This is a genomic window from Rhizobium sp. P2_G2, assembly GCF_056403555.1.
Genome location: NZ_JBFUFF010000108.1, coordinates 1 through 20,151, shown reverse-complemented (window position 1 = coordinate 20,151; position 20,151 = coordinate 1). Strand labels below are relative to the sequence as shown.

Sequence of the window (20,151 nt, the reverse complement as noted above, 5' to 3'; positions counted from 1 at the left end):
ATTTCCAATGTCGAGAATCTGCGCGGCACTCAGTTTGTCGATGTCCTCAATGGTGACAACAAGGCCAATGTCATCGAAGGCGGCGCCGGCGGCGACCTTCTGAATGGCAATGGCGGCAAGGATACCTTGAGTTATGAGCATTCGTCCGATGCCGTCAGCGTCGATCTGAAGGCAAATACCAAGAGCGGCGGCGATGCGGAAGGCGATATCCTGCTGGGTTTCGAGAACCTGCAAGGCTCTGCCCATGACGATACGCTCGGCGGCGACGACGGCAAGAACCTGCTGACCGGTGGTAAGGGGAATGACATCTTGACCGGCTACGGTGCGCCAGACACCTTCATCTTCACCGGCCATTTCGGCAAGGACGAGATCACCGATCTCTCCGCCGCCGATCGCGTGGACTTCTCCCACGGCCCGATGCTGTTCAAGGATTTCGACGCGATGATGACGCATGTCACCGTCTCAGGCGACGATCTCGTCATCCATCATGGCAAGGACACGGTGACCCTCGACCATACGGATATGTCCGACCTGCACGCCTCACAGTTCCATTTCTGAGGTGAACGGGGAACGCGGCTCGCGGCCAGGAAAATCGCCTGGCCGCGAGCCGCTTTTTTGCGCTCGCGTTTTACCTCGGGCTATCGCGTCTATCTTCATATGTTTCGGCATCATGAAACAATTCGTCTATTTTTCACAAGACCAGCCCTTTTGCAAAAATGAAATTTATGAAATAAATTTCACAAAAGAAGAATATTTTGCCTTCATTTTCCGTCTCCTTTTCATGAAACCAACTTATGGAGGCTAAAATGGCATTGCATACGATTAGCGGCGCTCAAAGCCAGGATCTGCATATCGATACCGACGGCGACACCTGGCTCGTCGACGCAGGAGCGACATTCATCAGTTACGAAATCGCACTTGATACGACGGCAAAGAATAGTCACGTTCTGATCAACGGCGACATCGATACTATCGACAAGGGAATTTACGACGCAGGTGGGGCGGGCAACGATATCATCGTTGGCAAGGACGCGAACATCTCGGCCAACACTGCAGCCTATCTTGACGGCGACGGCACCAATTTCACCAATTACGGCAAGATGACAAGCACGGCCATCAATGGAAACGGCGCATTCATTGCCGACAGCGTGCAGCAATTTCGCAACTTCGGAACGATCGCGGCGACGGGACCAGGCAGCACGTCCGCCGCCATCTACGTTTACGAAACCGACGGAGTGGCGATCGAAAATCACGGCACGATCACTTCCAAGACCACTGGTATCGGGGTGAGGAGTGGCAATGTGGATATCGTCAATGTCAAAGGCGGCCTCATCTTCGGCGATGACTTCGGTGTTCGGCTCGGCAGCGACGACTTGCCAGGCGCGCAAGTGTCGCTTGTCAATGCCGGCATGATCTCATCCCCCGATACCGCCATCGAGGGCACAGTCACCGCAGATATGGTTTCCAACAGCGGCACGATAGACGGAACGATCGTGCTGAGGGGCGGAAACGACAGTTTCGTCAACACGGGCGTGATCAACGGCGACATCTTCCTCAACGGCGGCAACGACCATTTCTCCAACAAGGGTGGCACCTGGACCGMAGTCGGCATGCTCGACAGTGGCAATGGCAATGACACGATCGATCTGAGGGGCGGCACCGCTACCACAGGCCAAGGTGCGACGCCGCAGATTTGGGGCGAAAGCGGCAACGACACCTATATCGTCGACAAGGCCACCTTCGATTTGCGGGAGAACGCCAATGGCGGCGGCATCGATACCGTCAAGAGCACGGTGTCCTTTGCACTTGCCGACAATTTCGAGAAGCTGACCTTGATTGGCCACAAAAACATCGACGGCAACGGCAACAGCGCCGACAACGTCATCACGGGCAATGCCGGCAACAATATTCTCAATGGCATGGGTGGCGAGGACTTGATCGACGGCGGCGCGGGGATCGACACGCTCGTTTTCGATCCRAACGGCGCCAAGGGTGTCCARGCCAGCCTGTTGCTCGGCAAAGCGCACGGTGCCGATGGCCTCTATTCCTTYATTTCCAATGTCGAGAATCTGCGCGGCACTCAGTTTGTCGATGTCCTCAATGGTGACAACAAGGCCAATGTCATCGAAGGCGGCGCYGGCGGCGACCTGTTGAACGGCAACGGTGGCAAGGACACCTTGAGTTATGAGCATTCGTCCGATGCCGTCAGCGTCGATCTGAAGGCAAATACCAAGAGCGGTGGCGATGCTGAAGGCGATATCCTCCTGGGTTTCGAGAACCTGCAAGGCTCTGCCCATGACGATACGCTCGGCGGCGATGACGGCAAGAACCTCCTGACCGGCGGCAAGGGCAATGATGTCCTGACCGGCTATGGTGCGGCGGATGTGTTCATCTTCAACGGCCATTTCGGCAAGGACGAGATCACCGATTTCTCCAGTGGGGATCGCGTGGACTTCTCCCACGGCCCGATGTTGTTCAAGAACTTCGACGCGATGGTGGCGCATATCACGCTCTCGGGCGACGATCTCGTCATCCATCACGGCAAAGACACGGTGACCCTCGACCATACGGATATGTCCGACCTCCACGCCTCGCAGTTCCATTTCTGAGGTGAACGGGAGGACGCGGCTCGCAGCCAGGAAAGCGCCTGGCGGCGAGCCGCGCCTTTTTTGCACTTGCGTTTCGCCTCGTTTGGTCTCAAAGCGTGATTTGCGGCATCAAAAAAGTCGCATCCCAATCACCGAGGTCAACGATGGAAGAGTTTCACAAGGTCAGGCGCCTTCCGCCCTATGTGTTCGAACAGGTCAACCGTTTGAAGGCACAGGCCCGAGCCGCCGGGGCCGACATCATTGATCTCGGCATGGGCAATCCCGACCTGCCCACCAACAAGTTCATCGTCGACAAGCTGATCGAATCCGTCCAACGGCCGGACACGCATGGTTATTCCTCCTCGAAGGGCATTCCCGGACTGCGCAAGGCACAGGCCAATTACTATGCCCGCCGTTTCGGCGTGAAGCTCAACCCCGACACGCAAGTCGTGGCGACGCTGGGCTCGAAGGAAGGCTTCGCCAACATGGCGCAGGCAATCACCGCGCCCGGCGATGTCGTGCTCTGCCCGAACCCGTCCTACCCCATCCATGCCTTCGGTTTCCTGATGGTCGGCGGCGTGATCCGCTCGATCCCGGTCGAACCGGATGCAGAATTTTTCCGCGCGCTCGAGCGGGCCGTGGTGCATTCGATCCCCAAGCCGATTGCCATGGTGCTCTGCTATCCGTCGAACCCGACGGCCACGGTCGTCGATCTCGATTTCTACAAGGACGTCGTCGCTTTCGCCAAACGGCATGGCATTTTCGTGCTCTCCGACCTCGCCTATTCGGAGATCTATTTCGACGGCAATCCGCCGCCCTCGGTGCTGCAGGTGCCGGGCGCTATGGATGTCGCCGTCGAATTCACCTCAATGTCGAAGACTTTCTCCATGGCCGGCTGGCGCATGGGCTTTGCCGTCGGCAATGAGCGGCTGATCTCGGCGCTGACGCGGGTGAAATCCTATCTCGATTACGGTGCCTTCACGCCGATCCAGGTGGCGGCGAGTGCGGCACTCAACGATCCCGACGCCGATGTCCATATCGACGAGGTGCGCCAGGTCTATAAGCGGCGGCGCGACGTCATGATTGAAAGCTTTGGCCGCGCCGGCTGGGATATCCCGGCGCCGAAGGCGTCGATGTTCGCCTGGGTGCCGGTGCCGGAGAAATTCCGCCATCTCGGCAGCCTTGAATTCTCCAAGCTGTTGATCGAGAAGGCCGATGTTGCCGTCGCGCCCGGTATCGGCTTCGGCGAGCACGGCGACGATTATGTCCGCATCGCGCTGGTCGAAAACGAGCACCGGCTGCGTCAAGCCGCTCGCAGTATCAAGAAATTCTTTGGTACCGCGGACGAGACGCTGCACAATGTCATCTCGCTGAAATCCGCCAGCTGAATTTTAAAAGACAGGAATTGATGATGGCTGATGCCCTTAAACTCGGCATTGCAGGTTTGGGAACTGTTGGCGCCTCGCTGGCCAAGATCCTCGGTGAGCGCCACAATATGCTGGCCGTGGCCTGCGGCCGGCCGATCGAGGTTACAGCGGTCTCCGCCCGCGACAAGAGCCGCGACCGCGGCGTCGATCTTTCCAAGGCCGAATGGTTCGATGATCCCATTGCTATGGCGCGCGATGGCAAGATCGATGTGTTCGTCGAACTGATGGGCGGCGCCGGCGACCCGGCCTATACCGCGGTCAAGACGGCTTTGTCGCGCGGTCTCCATGTGGTGACTGCCAACAAGGCGCTGCTGGCCAAACACGGGGTCGAACTCGCGGCCATCGCCGAAGAGCAGAGCGTGATCCTCAATTTCGAGGCCTCGGTTGCCGGCGGCATTCCGGTGATCAAGGCATTGCGGGAATCGCTGACCGGCAACACGGTGTCGCGGGTCTATGGCATCATGAACGGCACCTGCAATTACATCCTGACGCGGATGGAGCGCGAGGAGCTGTCCTTCGAGGCCTGCCTGAAGGAAGCGCAACGGCTCGGCTATGCAGAGGCCGATCCGGCTTTCGACATCGAGGGCAATGACACGGCCCACAAGCTGTCGATCCTGACAACGCTGGCCTTCGGCACGAAGATCGCCGCCGACGACATCTATCTCGAAGGCATCACCAATATCTCGCTTGCCGATATCCATGCCGCAGCCGATCTCGGCTACCGCATCAAACTGCTCGGCGTGGCGCAGAAGACCCCATCCGGCATCGAACAGCGCGTGCATCCGACCATGGTGCCGCAGGATTCGGTGATTGCCCAGGTCGATGGCGTCACCAACGCGGTGGCGATCGAATCCGACGTGCTCGGCGAACTGCTGATGGTCGGCCCCGGCGCCGGCGGCAATGCCACGGCCTCTGCCGTCATGGGCGACATTGCCGATATCGCCAAGAGCCGTCCGGGTGCGCAGCTCGTGCCCAGTCTTGGCCGTCCGGCCCTCCAGCTCGATCCTTATGTCCGCGGCGAGATCCGCAGCCACGAGGGCGGCTATTTCATCCGGCTCACCGTCGAGGACCGTGCCGGTGTCTTCGCCAGCATCGCCACCGCGATGGCCGACAATGCCATCTCGCTCGAATCGATCGTGCAGCGGCCGAAGCAGCATAGCGACACGGCCGACCGCCAGACCGTGATCCTCGTCACCCATGCAACGACCGAACTATCGGTGCGCAAGGCTGTCGGCGTGATCGAGCGCGAAGGCTATCTGATCGGCAAGCCGCAGGTCATCCGCATCGAGCGGCCGAAAGCGGCGTGATCGCTTTGAATTGTCTTCTATTCATGCTTACCTCTCGACCAGGTGAAGAGAGGTAGCATGGCGGAAGCGGTCGATCCTGTCGAAAGGGCATTTCTCAACGTCGAGCGCTCGGTCAGCGGCCAGCGCTGGGTGTCGCGTCTCGACCAGGCGGGGCTGAACCGTGCACTTGCCATGTCACAGCATCATGGCCTGTCCGAGTTGATCGCCCGCGTGCTGGCCGGCCGTGGCGTCAGCGTCGACAATGCCGAAGCCTTCCTCGAACCGACCATCCGCAGCCTGATGCCGGACCCGTATACGCTGACGGATTGCGAGACGGCGGCAAAACGCATTGCCGATGCCATCGAGCGCCATGAGCATGTGGCGATTTTCGGCGACTATGATGTCGACGGCGCGTCATCCGCAGCGCTCATGCACCGCTTTCTCTGGCAGTTCGGCATCGATCCGACGATCTATATTCCCGACCGCATCTTCGAAGGCTATGGGCCGAACCCGGCGGCGATCAATCAGCTGATCGACCACGGCGCGCAGCTGATCGTCACGGTCGATTGCGGATCGACGAGCCATGAAGCGCTGGCGGCAGCACATGAGCGCGGCGTCGATGTCGTCGTCGTGGATCACCACCAGGTGACACACGAATTGCCGGTCTGCCACGCGCTGGTCAATCCCAATCGCGAGGATGATCTGTCGGGGCAGGGGCATCTCTGCGCCGCCGGCGTCGTCTTCCTGGTGCTGGTGGCGCTGCAGCGGCTGATGCGCGAACGCGGCGACCCACGCGCAGCCGGCATCGATCTCTTGGCACTGCTCGACCTCGTGGCTTTGGCGACCATTTGCGATGTCGTGCCGCTCAAGGGCCTGAACCGCGCCTATGTGGTCAAGGGTCTGATCGCGGCGCGGCATATGCAGAATCCCGGCCTCGCGGCGCTGTTCACCAAAGCCGGCATTGGCGGGCCGGTGACGCCCTATCATCTCGGCTTCCTGGTCGGCCCGCGCATCAATGCCGGCGGACGGATCGGCGATGCGGCGCTGGGCTCGCGCCTCCTGACGCTCGACGATCCCGGTCATGCGCAGGAGATTGCCGCCAAGCTCGACGAGCTCAACCGCGAGCGCCAGGCGATGGAACAGCAGATGCTGGCCGAAGCGGAAGCCGAAGCGCTGGCCGAATACGGTACGGGCGAGGGCGCCTCGGTGATCGTCACCGCCCGCGACAAGTGGCATCCCGGCATAGTCGGGCTGATCGCGGCGCGGCTCAAGGAAAAATTCAACCGTCCGACCTTTGCCATCGCGTTCGATGCATCCGGCAGGGGCACCGGTTCGGGCCGTTCGATCAATGGTTTCGACATGGGCCGGATGGTGCGCGACGCCGTCGACAGCGGCCTGCTGATCAAGGGTGGCGGACATGCCATGGCCGCCGGGCTCACCGTCGAACGCGCCAGATTGGGCGCTGTCCGCGCCTTCTTCGAGGAAGCGGCGAACGAAACCGTGTCGCATCTCACCTCCAACCGGACGCTCAAGATCGATGGCGCACTCTCCGCCTCCGGCGCCAGCTATGATTTCTGCGACCAGCTGGAATCCGCCGGCCCCTACGGTTCCGGCCATTCGCAGCCGATCTTCGCCATGCCGATGCACCGCGTGACGGACAGCCGCTTCATCGGCACCAACCATATCAAGACCACGCTCGAAGGGCCGGATGGCGGCCGCATCGAAGGCATGGCTTTTCGCGCCGGCGATACCGATCTCGGCCGGCTGCTGCTCTCGTCGCGCGGCGAGCAGATCCATGTGGCCGGCTCCCTGTCGGCGGAATTCTGGCAGGGGCAGAAGCGCATCCAGTTTCGGATCATGGACGCGGCACGGCCGCAGATGGTTTGATATCAGACATTCGTCCAAGCCGGCTTCACCATTCGATGTATAAGCGACAGAAGCGAATGCATGTTTTTTCGAGAATGCGGTACTCGCTTTCGTGAGACATGCTGCAGACGTGGCGATGTGCCCCGTTGAAAGTCCGTGTTTTCCAGCATGGAGCGGAAGTAAATCTAAGCCTTTGGTCGGGCACACTGAGAACGGATGCTAATCTGTGCAGCAGCATGCTGCGATGCACAAGACTAGTGACCACGATTTGCAAATTAACGAAACGAAGCTATTGTCGGCCCTCGGTAATCTTGTGGCTATAGACCTGCCTGCGTCTGCAGGTTAACCTGCCGCAGGAAAGTTGCGTGCGAGGGTAATTATGGTCGAGAAAACTGGCGACGAACATGGCAACAAATTGACGGGTGGCCTTGGTGCGGACATCCTCAATGGCCTCGGCGGCAATGACGAGCTGTTCGGCTCCGGTGGCAAAGATCAATTGTTTGGCGGCTCTGGAAAAGACATCCTGGCGGGAGGAAGCGGCGATGACTCGATGCAGGGCGACGGGGGCGACGACACAGTCGTCATCGGTTCCGGCGCCGATAGTTTCGATGGGGGCACCGGGTTCAATTTTCTCGATTTCTCGCAGATAAAGAGGAGTGTGACCGTCGATCTCAGCCTCGGCAGCGTCACCGTCTATGCCGACGGCCTTGCCGGTAACACGACGAGATTTTTGCATGTGGGCGGTGTGTTCGGATCCAACCGCAACGATCAGATAACCGGCGATGGTTTGGCAAACCAGCTCGATGGGCTGGCTGGCAATGACACGATCAATGGTGGCGACGGCAACGACATTATCAACGGCGGGATTGGCGACGACAAGCTGCTGGGTGGCGCGGGCTTCGACCAATTCAAGCTGTCGGCCGGCAACGATACGATCGATGGCGGCGCCGATATCGATACGATCAATTTCGTGGAAGCGACAAGGGGTGTCAAGGCATCGCTTTCCCATGGCAGCGTCAGCCTGACCACTGCTGACGGCAAGGGCACAAGCACAATCCTGCATATCGAGAATGCTTGGGGCTCGACCTTGTCCGACGCACTGAGCGGAAATAAGTCGGGGAACCTTCTCTGGGGCAATGACGGCGACGACAAGCTGTCGGGCGGCAGGGGCAGCGACTTGCTCGAGGGGGGAGTCGGCCAGGATTTGCTCACCGGCGGCCGCGGCAGCGATATATTCCTGTTCAGTGCAGATCCAACTGCAGATAATGTCGATCAAGTGACCGATTTCACGCCTGGCAAGGACGGTCTTGCTCTCAAGAGCGACATTTTCGATGTCGATCCGACAGGCAGTGAATTGACTCTCGGCGTGTTCGCTTATCACCACATCGATTCGCACGAGTTCCAGGCCGGTAGCGACCACAATGCGGACAATACCCGAGTCCGGGTCCTCTATGACAGCACGGATGGCATGCTCTATTATGATTCCAATGGCAGTCATGCCGGTGGATTGTCGGAGATAGCCTATATCGGTAAGCAACTTGACGTGACCGCCGATTCCGTTCTGGTCTACTGACCGAAGCCAGGAGCGCCAGCGGGCCGTTCCGGGATTATCTGATCTCCACTGACGAGGCCGCGCGGCGGCTCTCCATCCCAATGACAGTCGAATGTCTGGGCGCAAGCATCTCTAGGGACACCTTTGATGGGCTCAAGCGGAGGTATTGYCGCGTAGTTGCAAACATCGGCAAGCCAACCAAATAGTGAGTAACGTTGCTCGCAGCCGTCATATTCCGATTTGACGATTTGCCACCGATCGCCAACGCGCCGCTCGGCGGAAATTCTTATGTCGGTGCCCATTGAATCCCTTTTCGAGCCGCAATGCTTCAATCTGGTGCAGGCTCCCACAATCTTCCGCGGAGTCAAGACGCAAGCAGTCCCCCTTTGGCAAGGGCGATCGATGGCAATAGGTCAGTTGTGGCTCGCAGCTCCAGTCTCAGGGCTGGTAAGCGGAACACGGGGGTCAGTGGCGCACACCCGAGTGTAGATGTCACTGCCCCGCTCGGGCAGCAATGCCGTCTGTCCCGAGGCAACAATTGCCTTAAATTCGTCCCAGGTCTTCGGAGTGATATCATCCGACCATTTAAATAGTTCGGCGCGCAAAGCCTTCTCCGACCACACGCTCTTGAACGTGCCTTTGTCCGTTGTCCCGATCATCAGATATTTCGCAGTCTTTCCATGCGGATTTACGCAGACCCATTGGCTGACCGATTTGAAGCGGCTCTGTTGGGTCAAGTGGGAATGCTTGGCAAGCGCAGGCAGTGTTGCGGTGGAGAATGCGGCAGCCGCAGCCACGATCATCAGTCGAAATCTCATAATGCCCCCTTGGAACATCGGTAAAGTTGCACGACTGGCGGGAAAGTCAAGACGCGAGCATTCGCCCTAGGCAAGGCGATTGTCATCCCATGAGTAAATTGACATCGAGCAAGGGTTGTATAGTCTTGCTCTAAAATAACGCTGACAAACGCGTTGTCGACGGGCGCTTTGATGCCCGCGATGAGGAAGCCAATGACAATCAAAATTCCCCGCGGCCACGCCCGTTATGTCATCGAAGACAGCGATCAGACCAAGCGACGTGGATGTTGACTCATTGAGGGCTTCCCAAGGGGGCAGGAGTTTGATTCTATGTGGTGATTCCCAACAATGGAGGCATTGGATGGGCGCGCCCTTGGAAATTACACGAACGGACCACACGAGCGCTGAGTTGCGAGCGGTGAGCAACCGGTGCTCTGATGGCGCCCAAGTGCGCCGGATACTGGCGGTGGCCATGGTTCTGGAAGGCCGGCCACGGACCGAGGCAGCGGAGCTGAATAGGATGGACCGGCAGACCCTGCGCGATTGGGTACACCGCTATAACGATGGCGGGATCGCAGCCTTGCGGTCGCGTCCCTGCGAAAACGCATGGCGCTTTCTCGTCAACGATCCAGACCGTATCCGTTCCATCGGTTCCCGCAAATGGGCGAAGGTCAATGTCTAAATCGTCTGGTATAATATAATTGGTACGCCCAACGGGACTCGAACCCGTGTTACCGCCGTGAGAGGGCGACGTCCTGACCGCTAGACGATGGGCGCATTGAGAGCAGGTATAAATCCCGCCCGCTGTTCCCGCAAGTGGGAAATGGCACGCCCTAGGGGAGTCGAACCCCTCTTCCCAGAATGAAAATCTGGTGTCCTAACCGATAGACGAAGGGCGCTTCCTTCGCGGTGGCGCCCTTATAGTCAGGGGTTCGGATTCCCGCAAGCGGCTCGTGCAGTTTTTATGACATTTTTTTCAGCGGCAAATCCGGATGAGGAAATCGGCGCAAACGGCTCTGAACGCTCTCGAAAGATCCCGGCGCGGTCACGGGGAGGCGGGGTGCGAGGCCTCCGCCGCAACGACAATTTCAATGGTGATCGTCTTCGCCTTCATGCTCATGTTTCAGCCATGAGCATAGTTCTGCGGGCAGAAGTTTTTCGTAGGCATCGTCGCTGCCGACGAAATCGCCGAGATCGTCGACGCTGACGAAGCCGACATTGGGGAATTCTTCGGCCGCGCGTCTAAGGAAGCTGAAGCTGCTCGAACCGATGCCCACCATGATGTAGTAGATCTGCGATTCGGCATGCTCTGCCTGCTGCAGGACGTGCCAGGCCTGCTCGATGTCCGAGTTTTCGCCATCCGTGAGGAAGTAGTTGATGGCCGGCACGCCGGAGCGCGTTTCTTCGCCCAGGATATCGCGCTTGCGCCCGAAAATCATGCCGAGCAACCCTTCCGGCTGATGTTCTTCGAGCAAGCCGTAGGTGAGCAGGTTGGAGCGGATCACCGGGCCGTAATCCGTGCCGCCCCAGAGGATGCCGTCGAGGCCGAAATTGTCGATGATCTCGCGCCTGATATAGTCGTTGTAGTTCTCGGCGGTCGCCTGGGTGATCGACGCCATCCTGTTGCCGTCGGAAAATACCCAGGTATCGATCCTGCCATCATCGTCGAAATAGAGCGCAACGGGCAGGACGCGCTCGAGGGCGGACTGCATCACCCCGTCCGCGAACAGCTCGCGCATCGAGCCGGAGACATCGATGTTCAGGCCGACCTGCGCCGGGATACGTTCATGGATGCCCTGCTTTTGCAGCACGAATCCCACACGGCGAATTTCCTCTTCCGGTTTTTGCAGCTTGAAGGTCGGCATTCGGATCATCCTTCCGATCTGAGTTTGCAAGAATACGGCTTTAGCTGAGATAGGCTTCGATCACCTCGCCGAGGCCGGTGCTCGAGGCGGCACCGACCGCCTGGAACTCCCAGGCGCCGTCCGGCCGCTTGAGGAAAGAAGCAACGTGCACGGTGGTCTTTCCGGCAAATTCCGAGGTCAGCTGATAGCGGCAGAGTTCGACATCCGCCATGTCGCAGACTTCGATATAGGCATTCCGGACCTTGCCGAAATCCTGGTTTCTGCGGTCAGCCTCGTGGATGGTCGCCCAGACCGCGAGTTCGACAATGTCCTTCGGCAGTTTCGCCAGCACGATCTTGAACTCTTCGCGAAAGCCTTCGCCACCATGCCCGCCGCCATGATCGTCGTCGTCATGCGCGCTACTGCCGCGTCCGGTGCGATCATCGCGCTGATGCCACATCGAGCCGTCATCGGTTTCAAACGAACCGTCGGGCTTCTTGTCCAATGCGCCATCCAGATTGCTGGGACCGCGGACGAAGGCATAGCACAGCGCATGCGAGCCGAAATTATAGAGGCGGGCGCGGTTGCGATCGCCACCAGGATGAATCAGCGCGAAACAATGGACATCGAGATCGAAAGCCGGCCCGGAACCATCTGGCGGATCCCAGACGAGACCGGAATGAACGAGCTGGATTTCCTTCTTGATCTGGAACGATTGACCCTTGGTGAGATTGAAAGTTGCCACGCGCTATCTCTCCTGTGCATGAGCATGTGCAGTGTGCCCATTCTGCCAAGTTGCACGCAATGTAGTCAGGCAGTCCTGCCGAGGCAACCCTGACTATAAAGCGAATCTGGCAGCGACGAGAAATGGATGACGAAGAGTTCTGAGACGCGGACGTAGCTGAGGCGAGGGAGAATTCGCAGCGGCGCGTAACGAAGGCCGACGGTTCTTACGCAGGAGAGTGRCACGCCCTAGGGGAGTCGAACCCCTCTTCCCAGAATGAAAATCTGGTGTCCTAACCGATAGACGAAGGGCGCCTGCGCTTCGTGTGGGGGCTATATAGACAGCTTAATCGGGCTCCGCAAGCCTAAAAAGACGTGGCAAATTGGAAAAATGCGAGCTGGGAAAAGTGCCGGAAAAGCGATTGGAATCACCAGATTAGCGCACTCAGCCGTGACGGCGGCGGCGGCAGCGCCAGTTCCAGTCACGCTCGTCGCCGAGGTCGATATGCACCGATTCCGTATAGCAATAGGTGCCGACGCCGCCACGGCCCGGGATCGAGCGCAGATAGTCGGCGAGTTCCCATTTCGACACGCCTTCGACCTGGATATCGGCCGCGGCGCAGAGCGTGTGCATCGAATGCTGCGCACCGCCGACGCGCCGGTTATGGCCGGGATCGCGATAGCCCGAAGTGACGACGACATGGCGGCCGTAGTGAAGTTCTACCTTTTGCAGCATGTCCTTCAATTGCGGGCCGAAACAGCTGACATCGACCGTCGGGTTCTGCACCCAGAGGCCGTTCGGCGCCATGCGCGTCATGCCCGGCAGCGAGGCGAGCTTCATCAGGCCCGCCGGCTGGTCGTCACCGGAATCTTCCATCTCGTCTTGCGTGACATTGTTGGTCGGCATCATCGCAGTGGTCGTGACGCCCGGCAGCGCCTGATCGTTGAGCGACGCCGTCTGCATGTTCGGAATGGACTGGGTGTTGATCCGGCGCTTGTTGCCGAATCGGTCGCCATCAAAGCTGGCGGCGGCAAGTTCCCTCGGCTGCGTCCGACGGAAGAAATCGGCCAGTGTCAGGCGTTTCTTCCTGGGCTCGGCAGCCGGCTTCTCGGACTGCACGTCGGCGACAGCCTTGTCATAGGACGGCATGGCTTCGAGGCTGCGGGTCTTGGGCTGCGTCGACGGCGTCATGTCTTCCATCGCCGCCGAGACGTCGTTGGCCGCATTGTCGGCGGAGGCCACTTCGTCGTCCGCGGGGACAGTCTTGCCGGCCAGAGCGAGGTCCTGCACCTGGCTGACCTGCTGGGCATCCGGCAAGGGAATCGCGGCGGTGTCGCGCGACGGCTGATCCGTCTCGCCGGAATAGATGCTGTTCTGCGCCGCATTCAGCGTCTGGCCCGGCTCGACGCCGTGATCCGTCTGATTGAGCGCCACCTGCTGCGGCACGGCGACCGTTTCGACCGTGGCGGTATTGGCGCTGGCGAAAATGCTGGTCTTCGTCGCCGCGACATGCTGGCGGGCGAGGAGTGAATTGGTGCGGGCGAGTTCGGTGGCAAGCTGGCGCTTACGCGCTGCGGCTTCCAGCGTCGCGGCCTGGGCATTGAGTGTATTGGCCTTGAGCGAAGCCTGGTCGTTGAGCAGTTTTGCGTCTTCCTCGGCCTGTTTGGCGATCGCCGACTGCTGATCGTCGGCCGCCGGCTGCTGTGCGGCAAGGCGGTCCGTCTTCTGAGCGGTCGAAGGCTGGTGATAAACGGGAGGCAAGGTCTCGATGGAAGCAAGCTGGTCGCCCGGAGACGACATGCAGCCGCTCAGAGTCCCAAGGCTGCCCGCCAGAAGCGCAACGCGCACAGACCACCCCGGAAGGGATGAAGAAACCCGGTCTACTCGCAAAAATCCGTCCCCGCAGAGGTTTTTGTTTGTCGGCTTTGTCGGCGCGCGATTCGTAAACACAAAATCGCGGAAAGTAAACTGTTGTAAAATTATCGTGATCGCCGCCGAGAGCGGCAATTTCGATTCGCTATTCACGCAAGATTAGTCCCCGTAACTTGTGTGAAAGCGAATTGCGGCGAAAGCAAGATCGCCGCAATTTGGTCTCTGTTTGGTAAGTCCTGATCTACCGACTACCAGGCGCCCGTGTTCGGCATCGAGCTCCACGGCTCGGCCTGGGGCTGTGCGGCGCCCTTCTGCAGGATCTCGATCGAGATGCCGTCGGGCGAGCGGACGAAAGCCATGCGGCCGTCGCGCGGCGGGCGGTTGATGGTGACGCCCTTGTCCTGCAGGCTCTTGCAAAGCGCATAGATATCGTCGACCTCATAGGCGAGGTGGCCGAAATTGCGCCCGCCCTGATAATCCTCGGTGTCCCAATTATAGGTGAGTTCGAGCAGCGGTGCGCCGTGGCTGGTGCCGGCATCCCTGTCCTCGGGAGCGGCCAGGAAGACAAGCGTATAGCGGCCGGCTTCGTTGTCGGTGCGGCGGACTTCGACGAGTCCGAACTTGTTGCAGTAGAAATCGAGCGCGTCGTCGATGTTTTTGACGCGCACCATGGTGTGTAGGTAGCGCATTGGATTTCCTCACCTGGTTTTGGAGGCCGCCGGGGGTGGCTCAACAGCGGTACTGCCGACGGCTTATGACGCGCCATTCCTGACCAAAAAGACAGCCTGAAGCAAGCCATTTGTGGGATGAAAACCCGTGGGGATTATAACAGCTAGGACTTGCATATGTTTCATTTCGGGATGTTAATCTCGTAAATGAAGAATCAGTTAACCAGGTATGTGCGCGTAAAGGGGCAAGGGCAGTATGGCGGACAGGATTTCTTCCAAAAACATCTCTCTTTTCGAGGAGATGCCCGCAGAGCCGGTCGATCTGGTCGAAATAACAGGGATAATCAAGTGGTTTGACGTCGCCAAGGGCTTTGGCTTCATCATTCCGGACAATGGCACGGCCGATGTGCTGCTGCATGTGACATGCCTGAGACGCGACGGTTTCCAGACCATTCTCGAGGGTACGCGCGTCGTCGCCCTCATCCAAAAGCGGGATCGGGGCTATCAGGCCTTCCGTATCCTTTCGATGGATACATCGACGGCTATCCATCCGTCCGAAATGCCGCCGGTGAGGACGCATGTCCAGGTGACGCCATCGAGCGGACTCGAACGGGCGATTGTAAAATGGTTCAACCGCACCAAGGGCTTTGGCTTCCTGACGCGCGGCGAGGGCACCGAGGATATCTTCGTGCATATGGAGACGCTGCGCCGCTACGGCATCACCGAACTCCGTCCCGGCCAGAGCGTGCTCGTGCGCTTCGGCGATGGCGACAAGGGCCTGATGGCGGCGGAAATCCATCCCGATATCGTCAACAACAGCAGCCGGCCGCATTGATGATTCTGAGTTCAAAGACGTTTTTGAAGGGCGCCATTCTGGCGCTTTTCTGCTTTCTGGGGCCGGTGTTTGCCGCAAGCGCCGCAGAGTTTCGCACCGAGGGTCTTGAGATCGTGCGGCAGGACGGCCGTGCACTGGATTTCATCGTCGAGGTGGCGACCGACGAGGCTGAGCGCGAGCAGGGGCTGATGAACCGGCAGAGCATGAAGCCGGATCGCGGCATGATCTTCGATTTCGGCACCGACAAGCCCGTCTATATGTGGATGAAGAACACCTATCTGCCGCTCGACATGCTGTTCATCGATCGTAGCGGCAAGATCACCTATATCAAGCGCAACGCGCTGCCGCTCAGCGAAGACATCATCGCCTCGCAAGGGCCGGTGCGATTCGTGCTGGAGATCAATGCCGGCGTCAGCGACACGCTGGGGATCAAGATCGGCGATATGGTAAAAAGCATGCAGGTGGCGAGGGCGAAGAGCGGCGGATAGTTCTGCTGCATAAGCGCAATTTAGCTGTTGCGGCATCGGTGTGAAGCGTGTAATTCGTCCTCGCTCAGTTGGATCGGAGTGTAGCGCAGCCTGGTAGCGCATCTGGTTTGGGACCAGAGGGTCGGGAGTTCGAATCTCTCCACTCCGACCATTCTAACGAGTTGATTTCCTTCAAGACCCTGATACTGCAGAATTCATAGCCGCTCAATTGGTACACAAGGGCGGTACACAGTGGGTCTTTCAATGCCATCTCCAACCCCAATCGGGAACAACTACTATCTTCGCGTTCGGGTGCCCGCTGATGTGGCCACCAAGGTCTATGGGAAAACCATCAATGTTCCCATCGACGGGAAGCCGCGCCCCGTCCTCGTGAGGGACTCCGTCAAGGTCTCGCTCGGCACTGCTGACAAGAGAGAAGCTAAGCGGCTGTTCACAGAGGCCCACGCAGCCGTCGAAGCTTATTGGGAGACCGTGCGGAAGGGACCGCAGATGCTCTCTCAGAAGCAGTTGGTGGCGGTGGCCGGCGAGATACGGAACGCCTTCGTCAAGGCCCTCGATGAAAACCCCGGAAGCCCCGAGCGGTGGATGCGTGTGATGGACGCCAACGCCTCTGCCCGTGTTGGTCGGCTGAACCCGCTCACCATTCCTGCGAAGGGCAGGGTGGCCGTGGACATGGAAGCGCGATTCGGAGGGATGATGGACGCTGTGTTGATGGGGCGGGGCATCATGCTCCATCCCGAACAACGTCCCCGCCTTCTGGTGCTGGTGGCCGATGCTTTGGACGATGCCGCCACAGTCAATCTCAGGAAGGCAGAGGGCGATTACTCACCGGACACGGGAGCGGCAAAGTACCCCGCGCTTGAACGGACTTCACCTAGCGCCAGCCAATCCAAAAAGAGATTGAGCATTGCCGAGGGTGTCGCAGATGCGGGCCTTTGGACGTTTGAAGATGTGATCACGGAACAAGAGCGGCTCACGGGCATGGGACTGCGCAGCCGGAACAAAGCATCGGCCACCTTGACCAAATACCGCAAGGCTATCGAAGAATTCGACGCGCACCGGGGAAACAAGATCGTCGCCGATGTGACGCTGGCAGACGGTGAGGCGTGGCGGGATGCGATGCTCACGGCAGGGAAGCTCTCGCGAAAGACGGTCCATGACAAGCTTACGGCTATTCGGGCACTCCTGTCGTGGGCAGACGTCCAGAGCAAGAGCACGATCTTTGCGGATGGTTCGCCGTGGCGACACCTTGATATGCCGATCTTTGAGAAGCGGGGCGGTGCCGAACGGACCTACAGCCTGAAGGAAGCAAGGCACCTTTTGGAATGCGCACGAAAGGAGGCAAGCTCACGGTTTCGATGGATACCGTGGATCGCTGCCTTCACGGGAGCGCGAGTGAACGAAATCACGCCACTTGAGAAGGCTGATGTGTTCGAGGTTGAGGGACGGTGGTTCATCCACATCCGTGTTGGTGAAGGCCGCACGACAAAGACCCACAAGAGCCGGAAAGTGCCAATTCACGGGGCGCTCAAAGATGAAGGCTTCATCGACTTCGTTCGTGGCGCACCGGATGGGCGGCTCTTCACTGGCGGCGTAAACATCGACCAGCGCATTCGAGAATGGGTACATGAGAAGGTCTTCCCGAATCGAAGCGACATGCCGCCACCTAACCACGGTTTCCGTCACCTGTTTGAAGACGCGCTATTCAGCGGCGTGGAACACAAAGCTGCTCTCTACATCACCGGTCGGTCAACAGGTTCATCGGCTGAGGATTACGGCGGGAGCGATTTCAAGCTGTTGCAATTGGCAAAGCAGATGGACAAGGTGCCGTCGATCATGAGCAACCAAGGTAGCACGGCCACCGACCAGATTGGCCAGCACGACTCCCCACCAAGCTGCTCCACCGGGTGAGGTCCATCGTAGCAGCTAAGCGAACCACCCGCTACAGCTGATGCAGAGATATGGAGGGGTTACCTTGCGACAGCCTTCTTCGTTTATCGGGATCGACTCTACAACGCGTTTCGTGGCTCGGCTAGACCATGGCTCATCTTTGGCGTTAGGCGAGTCGATTTTCCTACCCGCCGTCAGAAAGAACGTAATTGCGCGCCGGCGTGCCTTGTAGCGTTTTGAAGGTGCTCTTAGGCTGCCTCATGGATAGCCACGTGCTATCCGTCAAGGACATTGCGAGACGAGAGTCCGAATGAGAAATCTTTGGCGCTGGTTTTCGTTTGCTGCTGTTGCCGCTGGCACAGCCTCTCCCGCGTTTCCTCAGGAGGGTTGGACGCTAGACCGAGCCACCCTCGAAGCGTTTGTCCATCAGAGGATTGAGAATTTTAGTTGTAAATATGGCCCGTCTGGTTCCTCAGCCGAATGCCATGCCATATGGAATGATGCTAAGAAACACCCGCATGCAGTACAGCGCGGCGTCGTTATTGTGAGCGCAAGACTGACAGCGGCGGGCTGGCATCTGTCTTATTCTGATGTCGTGGACCTCTCGTTTTGAGAGTCTGGGACCAGCACGTTGGCGGAGGTACCATGCGATGAAGATCACTAAGTTGTTTCCCTGGTTGGTCGTTGCCGTTTTCGCCGGATCGGCCGGGACTTCGATCCGCGCCGCCCAAACATTACAGACGCCTAGCCGTGCTGAAATCGAAGCATTCCTACATCAGCGAATTGCCAGCTACCAATGCCGCGTCTGGTCAGACCCCAAATATGGACAATTGGAATGCTCCGTCGCACGCGTCTTCAGCGGCAAACAGGCGCGGCTGGTGGGCAGGGAACCGATGCTAGTCTATACCAAACGCTCAAATACAGGTTGGACGTTCTGGCTACCTGTTTTTGGGGAAATGAGCTTCTAGGCGATAGGTGGTTGACATAACGGCAGGCAAATCCCCCAAGGGCGATGCGCTCGCCTTCGTCGCTTGACGAGGGGCCGATGTTCTGTCGCCTTGTTCCACCTTAAGTCCCCTGCGCCGCACGATAGGTCGAGAACCTTATTTGACTTCGGCAAGGCTGTCAGGCACACGGAAGCTTTTGCGGAACCTGCGAGTCTTGGCATCATTGTTACGTTAGGAGCACGCCATGAACCCGCCAAGACGCCTAGTACCGTACGATGACCGCTTGCTTGACTGCGAGGAGGCACTTGAGGACGACTTCCTGGCGCTGGTGGACAAGGCCTGTGACAATGGCTGGAACGCCACAGAGGTCTCCGTCGCCATCACCAGTCTTGCCGACAACCTCATGCTGAAGCTGGCGGCAGAGGATGACACCATGAGGCAAATCCTTGCGGCGAAGCTCAAGCGGCCTTAGCGACGTTCTCCAGCCGCACAATCTCGTCATCCGGCAGGGGCCTTTGAAGGTGCTTCACATCGCTCCACGGCTTGGTCAGCCACAGGTCAATTTCAAGGTCGTTTCGAAGGATGACCGGCATGGCCTTCTCGTGGACTTCACCGACAACCCGGTTTGGGCTTGTGGTCAGAAAGCCGAACAGATCGATGGTCTCAAGGCCGGTCTTTACCTTCCGCACAGATGTCCACTGCGGCACCCATATCCCAGCAAACCAGAACAGCGGTTTATCCTCGTTCATGGCAAACCATGCGTTCGGCGTGCGGCCCCCTTCAGGTTTGCTTGCGGGATCGGGCTCAGCGAATTGCGTCACCGGGACTATGCAGCGGTTTTCGACGCCAAGCCATGGCTTCCAGTGGGAGCTTGAAGTGTTCCTTACGTTCGTGGTGCCGCCATCGGGTTCCATCTTGAGAAGCTGATCGAAGTCCACCGGCTTGCCTTTGGCGCGGAGCTTGTCAGCACGCTTTGTGGCGGCATCGAGCAGTGCCTTCTTGGAACTCGGGAGACCCCAGCGCACGTTCACAAGTTCCCGCTCGCCGCCATTGTTGCGGATGATGGGTGCCTCTTGGTCGGGATAAGTCTCGTAGGAGTCTCGAAGATTAATGCGGCTGTGGGCCTCCTGCGCCCACCTATTCTGCCAGTCTTTAGGTTCCATGCGAAAGAGGTTGCACATTACAGGGGCTGAACCGCCCCGGCTTTGCCGGAGACCGTTTGGTTTAAGTTATGCGGCCACGGCTGGTTCGTCCAGCATGGCGTAGTATCGTTCTTCGGCTTCAGCTGGTGGAATATTGCCGATGGGCTCCAGAAGTCGTCGATTGTTGAACCAATCCACCCATTCGAGCGTGGCGAACTCCACGGC

Annotated in this window: 17 protein-coding genes, 4 tRNA genes and 2 pseudogenes; 13 read left to right on the top strand and 10 right to left on the bottom strand. The window is 58.9% G+C overall.

What is annotated here, in order from left to right:
• The 6 genes and pseudogenes from AC1D06_RS36245 to AC1D06_RS36220 all read left to right on the top strand — a co-directional run.
• Positions 1-558: pseudogene (locus AC1D06_RS36245) on the top strand (hypothetical protein); the annotation flags it as partial.
• A gap of 248 nt (positions 559-806) precedes the next feature.
• A complete protein-coding gene (locus AC1D06_RS36240) occupies positions 807-2,609 on the top strand; it encodes an autotransporter outer membrane beta-barrel domain-containing protein (protein ID WP_477990523.1) in 1,803 nt (600 codons plus the stop codon).
• Positions 2,610-2,752: 143 nt separating this feature from the next.
• On the top strand, positions 2,753-3,976 hold the full coding sequence (locus tag AC1D06_RS36235; protein WP_477883558.1) for an LL-diaminopimelate aminotransferase: 1,224 nt from the start codon (positions 2,753-2,755) through the stop codon (positions 3,974-3,976).
• A 23-nt stretch (positions 3,977-3,999) separates the two neighbouring features.
• The gene (locus AC1D06_RS36230; protein WP_477883557.1) at positions 4,000-5,322 is read left to right on the top strand and encodes a homoserine dehydrogenase; all 1,323 of its coding nucleotides are present in this window, start codon (positions 4,000-4,002) and stop codon (positions 5,320-5,322) included.
• Between the two features lie 57 nt (positions 5,323-5,379).
• On the top strand, positions 5,380-7,188 hold the full coding sequence (gene recJ, locus AC1D06_RS36225; RefSeq protein ID WP_477990522.1) for a single-stranded-DNA-specific exonuclease RecJ: 1,809 nt from the start codon (positions 5,380-5,382) through the stop codon (positions 7,186-7,188).
• A 358-nt stretch (positions 7,189-7,546) separates the two neighbouring features.
• Positions 7,547-8,740 carry a calcium-binding protein gene (locus tag AC1D06_RS36220; RefSeq protein ID WP_477990521.1) on the top strand — a complete coding sequence of 398 codons (1,194 nt, stop codon included), beginning with the start codon at positions 7,547-7,549 and terminating at the stop codon, positions 8,738-8,740.
• A 392-nt stretch (positions 8,741-9,132) separates the two neighbouring features.
• On the opposite strand, the gene AC1D06_RS36215 is transcribed toward AC1D06_RS36220, so the two are convergent.
• Positions 9,133-9,522: a hypothetical protein gene (locus AC1D06_RS36215; protein WP_477990520.1), complete on the bottom strand. Its 390-nt coding sequence runs from the start codon at positions 9,520-9,522 to the stop codon at positions 9,133-9,135.
• Positions 9,523-9,763: 241 nt separating this feature from the next.
• Here AC1D06_RS36215 and AC1D06_RS36210 point away from each other — a divergent pair, with 241 nt between their 5' ends.
• The gene (locus AC1D06_RS36210) at positions 9,764-10,198 is read left to right on the top strand and encodes a helix-turn-helix domain-containing protein (RefSeq protein WP_477990519.1); all 435 of its coding nucleotides are present in this window, start codon (positions 9,764-9,766) and stop codon (positions 10,196-10,198) included.
• 20 nt (positions 10,199-10,218) lie between these two features.
• On the opposite strand, the gene AC1D06_RS36205 is transcribed toward AC1D06_RS36210, so the two are convergent.
• The 7 genes from AC1D06_RS36205 to AC1D06_RS36175 form a co-directional block, all read right to left on the bottom strand.
• A tRNA-Glu gene (locus AC1D06_RS36205) sits at positions 10,219-10,293 on the bottom strand.
• Positions 10,294-10,340: 47 nt separating this feature from the next.
• Positions 10,341-10,415, bottom strand: a tRNA-Glu gene (locus tag AC1D06_RS36200).
• A gap of 189 nt (positions 10,416-10,604) precedes the next feature.
• Complete coding sequence (locus AC1D06_RS36195; protein WP_477990518.1) at positions 10,605-11,381, bottom strand: VWA domain-containing protein; 777 nt, start codon at positions 11,379-11,381, stop codon at positions 10,605-10,607.
• A gap of 40 nt (positions 11,382-11,421) precedes the next feature.
• Entirely contained in the window at positions 11,422-12,105 is a 684-nt protein-coding gene (locus tag AC1D06_RS36190) for a TerD family protein (RefSeq protein ID WP_477990517.1), read from the bottom strand.
• A gap of 221 nt (positions 12,106-12,326) precedes the next feature.
• A tRNA-Glu gene (locus tag AC1D06_RS36185) sits at positions 12,327-12,398 on the bottom strand.
• Between the two features lie 130 nt (positions 12,399-12,528).
• The gene (locus tag AC1D06_RS36180) at positions 12,529-13,932 is read right to left on the bottom strand and encodes a YcbK family protein (protein ID WP_477990516.1); all 1,404 of its coding nucleotides are present in this window, start codon (positions 13,930-13,932) and stop codon (positions 12,529-12,531) included.
• Between the two features lie 272 nt (positions 13,933-14,204).
• Positions 14,205-14,645 carry a VOC family protein gene (locus AC1D06_RS36175; protein WP_477883539.1) on the bottom strand — a complete coding sequence of 147 codons (441 nt, stop codon included), beginning with the start codon at positions 14,643-14,645 and terminating at the stop codon, positions 14,205-14,207.
• A 235-nt stretch (positions 14,646-14,880) separates the two neighbouring features.
• Between AC1D06_RS36175 and AC1D06_RS36170 the strand changes: the two genes are divergently transcribed.
• From AC1D06_RS36170 to AC1D06_RS36145, 6 genes are all read left to right on the top strand, one after another.
• Positions 14,881-15,459 (top strand): cold-shock protein, encoded by a 579-nt coding sequence (locus AC1D06_RS36170; protein WP_477883537.1) that lies wholly within the window; start codon positions 14,881-14,883, stop codon positions 15,457-15,459.
• Entirely contained in the window at positions 15,459-15,947 is a 489-nt protein-coding gene (locus tag AC1D06_RS36165; RefSeq protein ID WP_477990515.1) for a DUF192 domain-containing protein, read from the top strand. The genes AC1D06_RS36170 and AC1D06_RS36165 overlap by 1 nt, the downstream gene beginning before the upstream one ends.
• A gap of 74 nt (positions 15,948-16,021) precedes the next feature.
• A tRNA-Pro gene (locus AC1D06_RS36160) sits at positions 16,022-16,098 on the top strand.
• A 92-nt stretch (positions 16,099-16,190) separates the two neighbouring features.
• Positions 16,191-17,858, top strand: coding sequence for a DUF6538 domain-containing protein (locus tag AC1D06_RS36155; protein ID WP_477990514.1), 1,668 nt, complete (start codon positions 16,191-16,193; stop codon positions 17,856-17,858).
• A gap of 629 nt (positions 17,859-18,487) precedes the next feature.
• Positions 18,488-18,805, top strand: a complete 318-nt coding sequence (locus AC1D06_RS36150) for a hypothetical protein (protein WP_477990513.1) — start codon at positions 18,488-18,490, stop codon at positions 18,803-18,805.
• A 223-nt stretch (positions 18,806-19,028) separates the two neighbouring features.
• The gene (locus AC1D06_RS36145) at positions 19,029-19,256 is read left to right on the top strand and encodes a hypothetical protein (protein ID WP_477990512.1); all 228 of its coding nucleotides are present in this window, start codon (positions 19,029-19,031) and stop codon (positions 19,254-19,256) included.
• Here the strand turns inward: AC1D06_RS36145 and AC1D06_RS36140 are convergent.
• Entirely contained in the window at positions 19,243-19,947 is a 705-nt protein-coding gene (locus AC1D06_RS36140; protein WP_477990511.1) for an SOS response-associated peptidase family protein, read from the bottom strand. The genes AC1D06_RS36145 and AC1D06_RS36140 overlap by 14 nt on opposite strands.
• A 66-nt stretch (positions 19,948-20,013) precedes the next feature.
• Positions 20,014-20,151 (bottom strand): annotated as a pseudogene (locus tag AC1D06_RS36135) (IS3 family transposase); the annotation flags it as partial.

What these genes read in the sequence shown, in the direction of transcription:
- AC1D06_RS36235 (WP_477883558.1), top strand. Translation starts at nt 2,753, where the DNA reads ATGGAAGAGTTTCACAAGGTCAGGCGCCTTCCGCCCTATGTGTTCGAA.
- AC1D06_RS36230 (WP_477883557.1), top strand. Translation starts at nt 4,000, where the DNA reads ATGGCTGATGCCCTTAAACTCGGCATTGCAGGTTTGGGAACTGTTGGC.
- recJ (WP_477990522.1), top strand. Translation starts at nt 5,380, where the DNA reads ATGGCGGAAGCGGTCGATCCTGTCGAAAGGGCATTTCTCAACGTCGAG.
- AC1D06_RS36220 (WP_477990521.1), top strand. Translation starts at nt 7,547, where the DNA reads ATGGTCGAGAAAACTGGCGACGAACATGGCAACAAATTGACGGGTGGC.
- AC1D06_RS36215 (WP_477990520.1), bottom strand. Translation starts at nt 9,522, where the DNA reads ATGATCGTGGCTGCGGCTGCCGCATTCTCCACCGCAACACTGCCTGCG.
- AC1D06_RS36210 (WP_477990519.1), top strand. Translation starts at nt 9,764, where the DNA reads ATGTCATCGAAGACAGCGATCAGACCAAGCGACGTGGATGTTGACTCA.
- AC1D06_RS36195 (WP_477990518.1), bottom strand. Translation starts at nt 11,381, where the DNA reads ATGCCGACCTTCAAGCTGCAAAAACCGGAAGAGGAAATTCGCCGTGTG.
- AC1D06_RS36175 (WP_477883539.1), bottom strand. Translation starts at nt 14,645, where the DNA reads ATGCGCTACCTACACACCATGGTGCGCGTCAAAAACATCGACGACGCG.
- AC1D06_RS36170 (WP_477883537.1), top strand. Translation starts at nt 14,881, where the DNA reads ATGGCGGACAGGATTTCTTCCAAAAACATCTCTCTTTTCGAGGAGATG.
- AC1D06_RS36165 (WP_477990515.1), top strand. Translation starts at nt 15,459, where the DNA reads ATGATTCTGAGTTCAAAGACGTTTTTGAAGGGCGCCATTCTGGCGCTT.
- AC1D06_RS36155 (WP_477990514.1), top strand. Translation starts at nt 16,191, where the DNA reads ATGCCATCTCCAACCCCAATCGGGAACAACTACTATCTTCGCGTTCGG.
- AC1D06_RS36150 (WP_477990513.1), top strand. Translation starts at nt 18,488, where the DNA reads ATGAAGATCACTAAGTTGTTTCCCTGGTTGGTCGTTGCCGTTTTCGCC.
- AC1D06_RS36145 (WP_477990512.1), top strand. Translation starts at nt 19,029, where the DNA reads ATGAACCCGCCAAGACGCCTAGTACCGTACGATGACCGCTTGCTTGAC.
- AC1D06_RS36140 (WP_477990511.1), bottom strand. Translation starts at nt 19,947, where the DNA reads ATGGAACCTAAAGACTGGCAGAATAGGTGGGCGCAGGAGGCCCACAGC.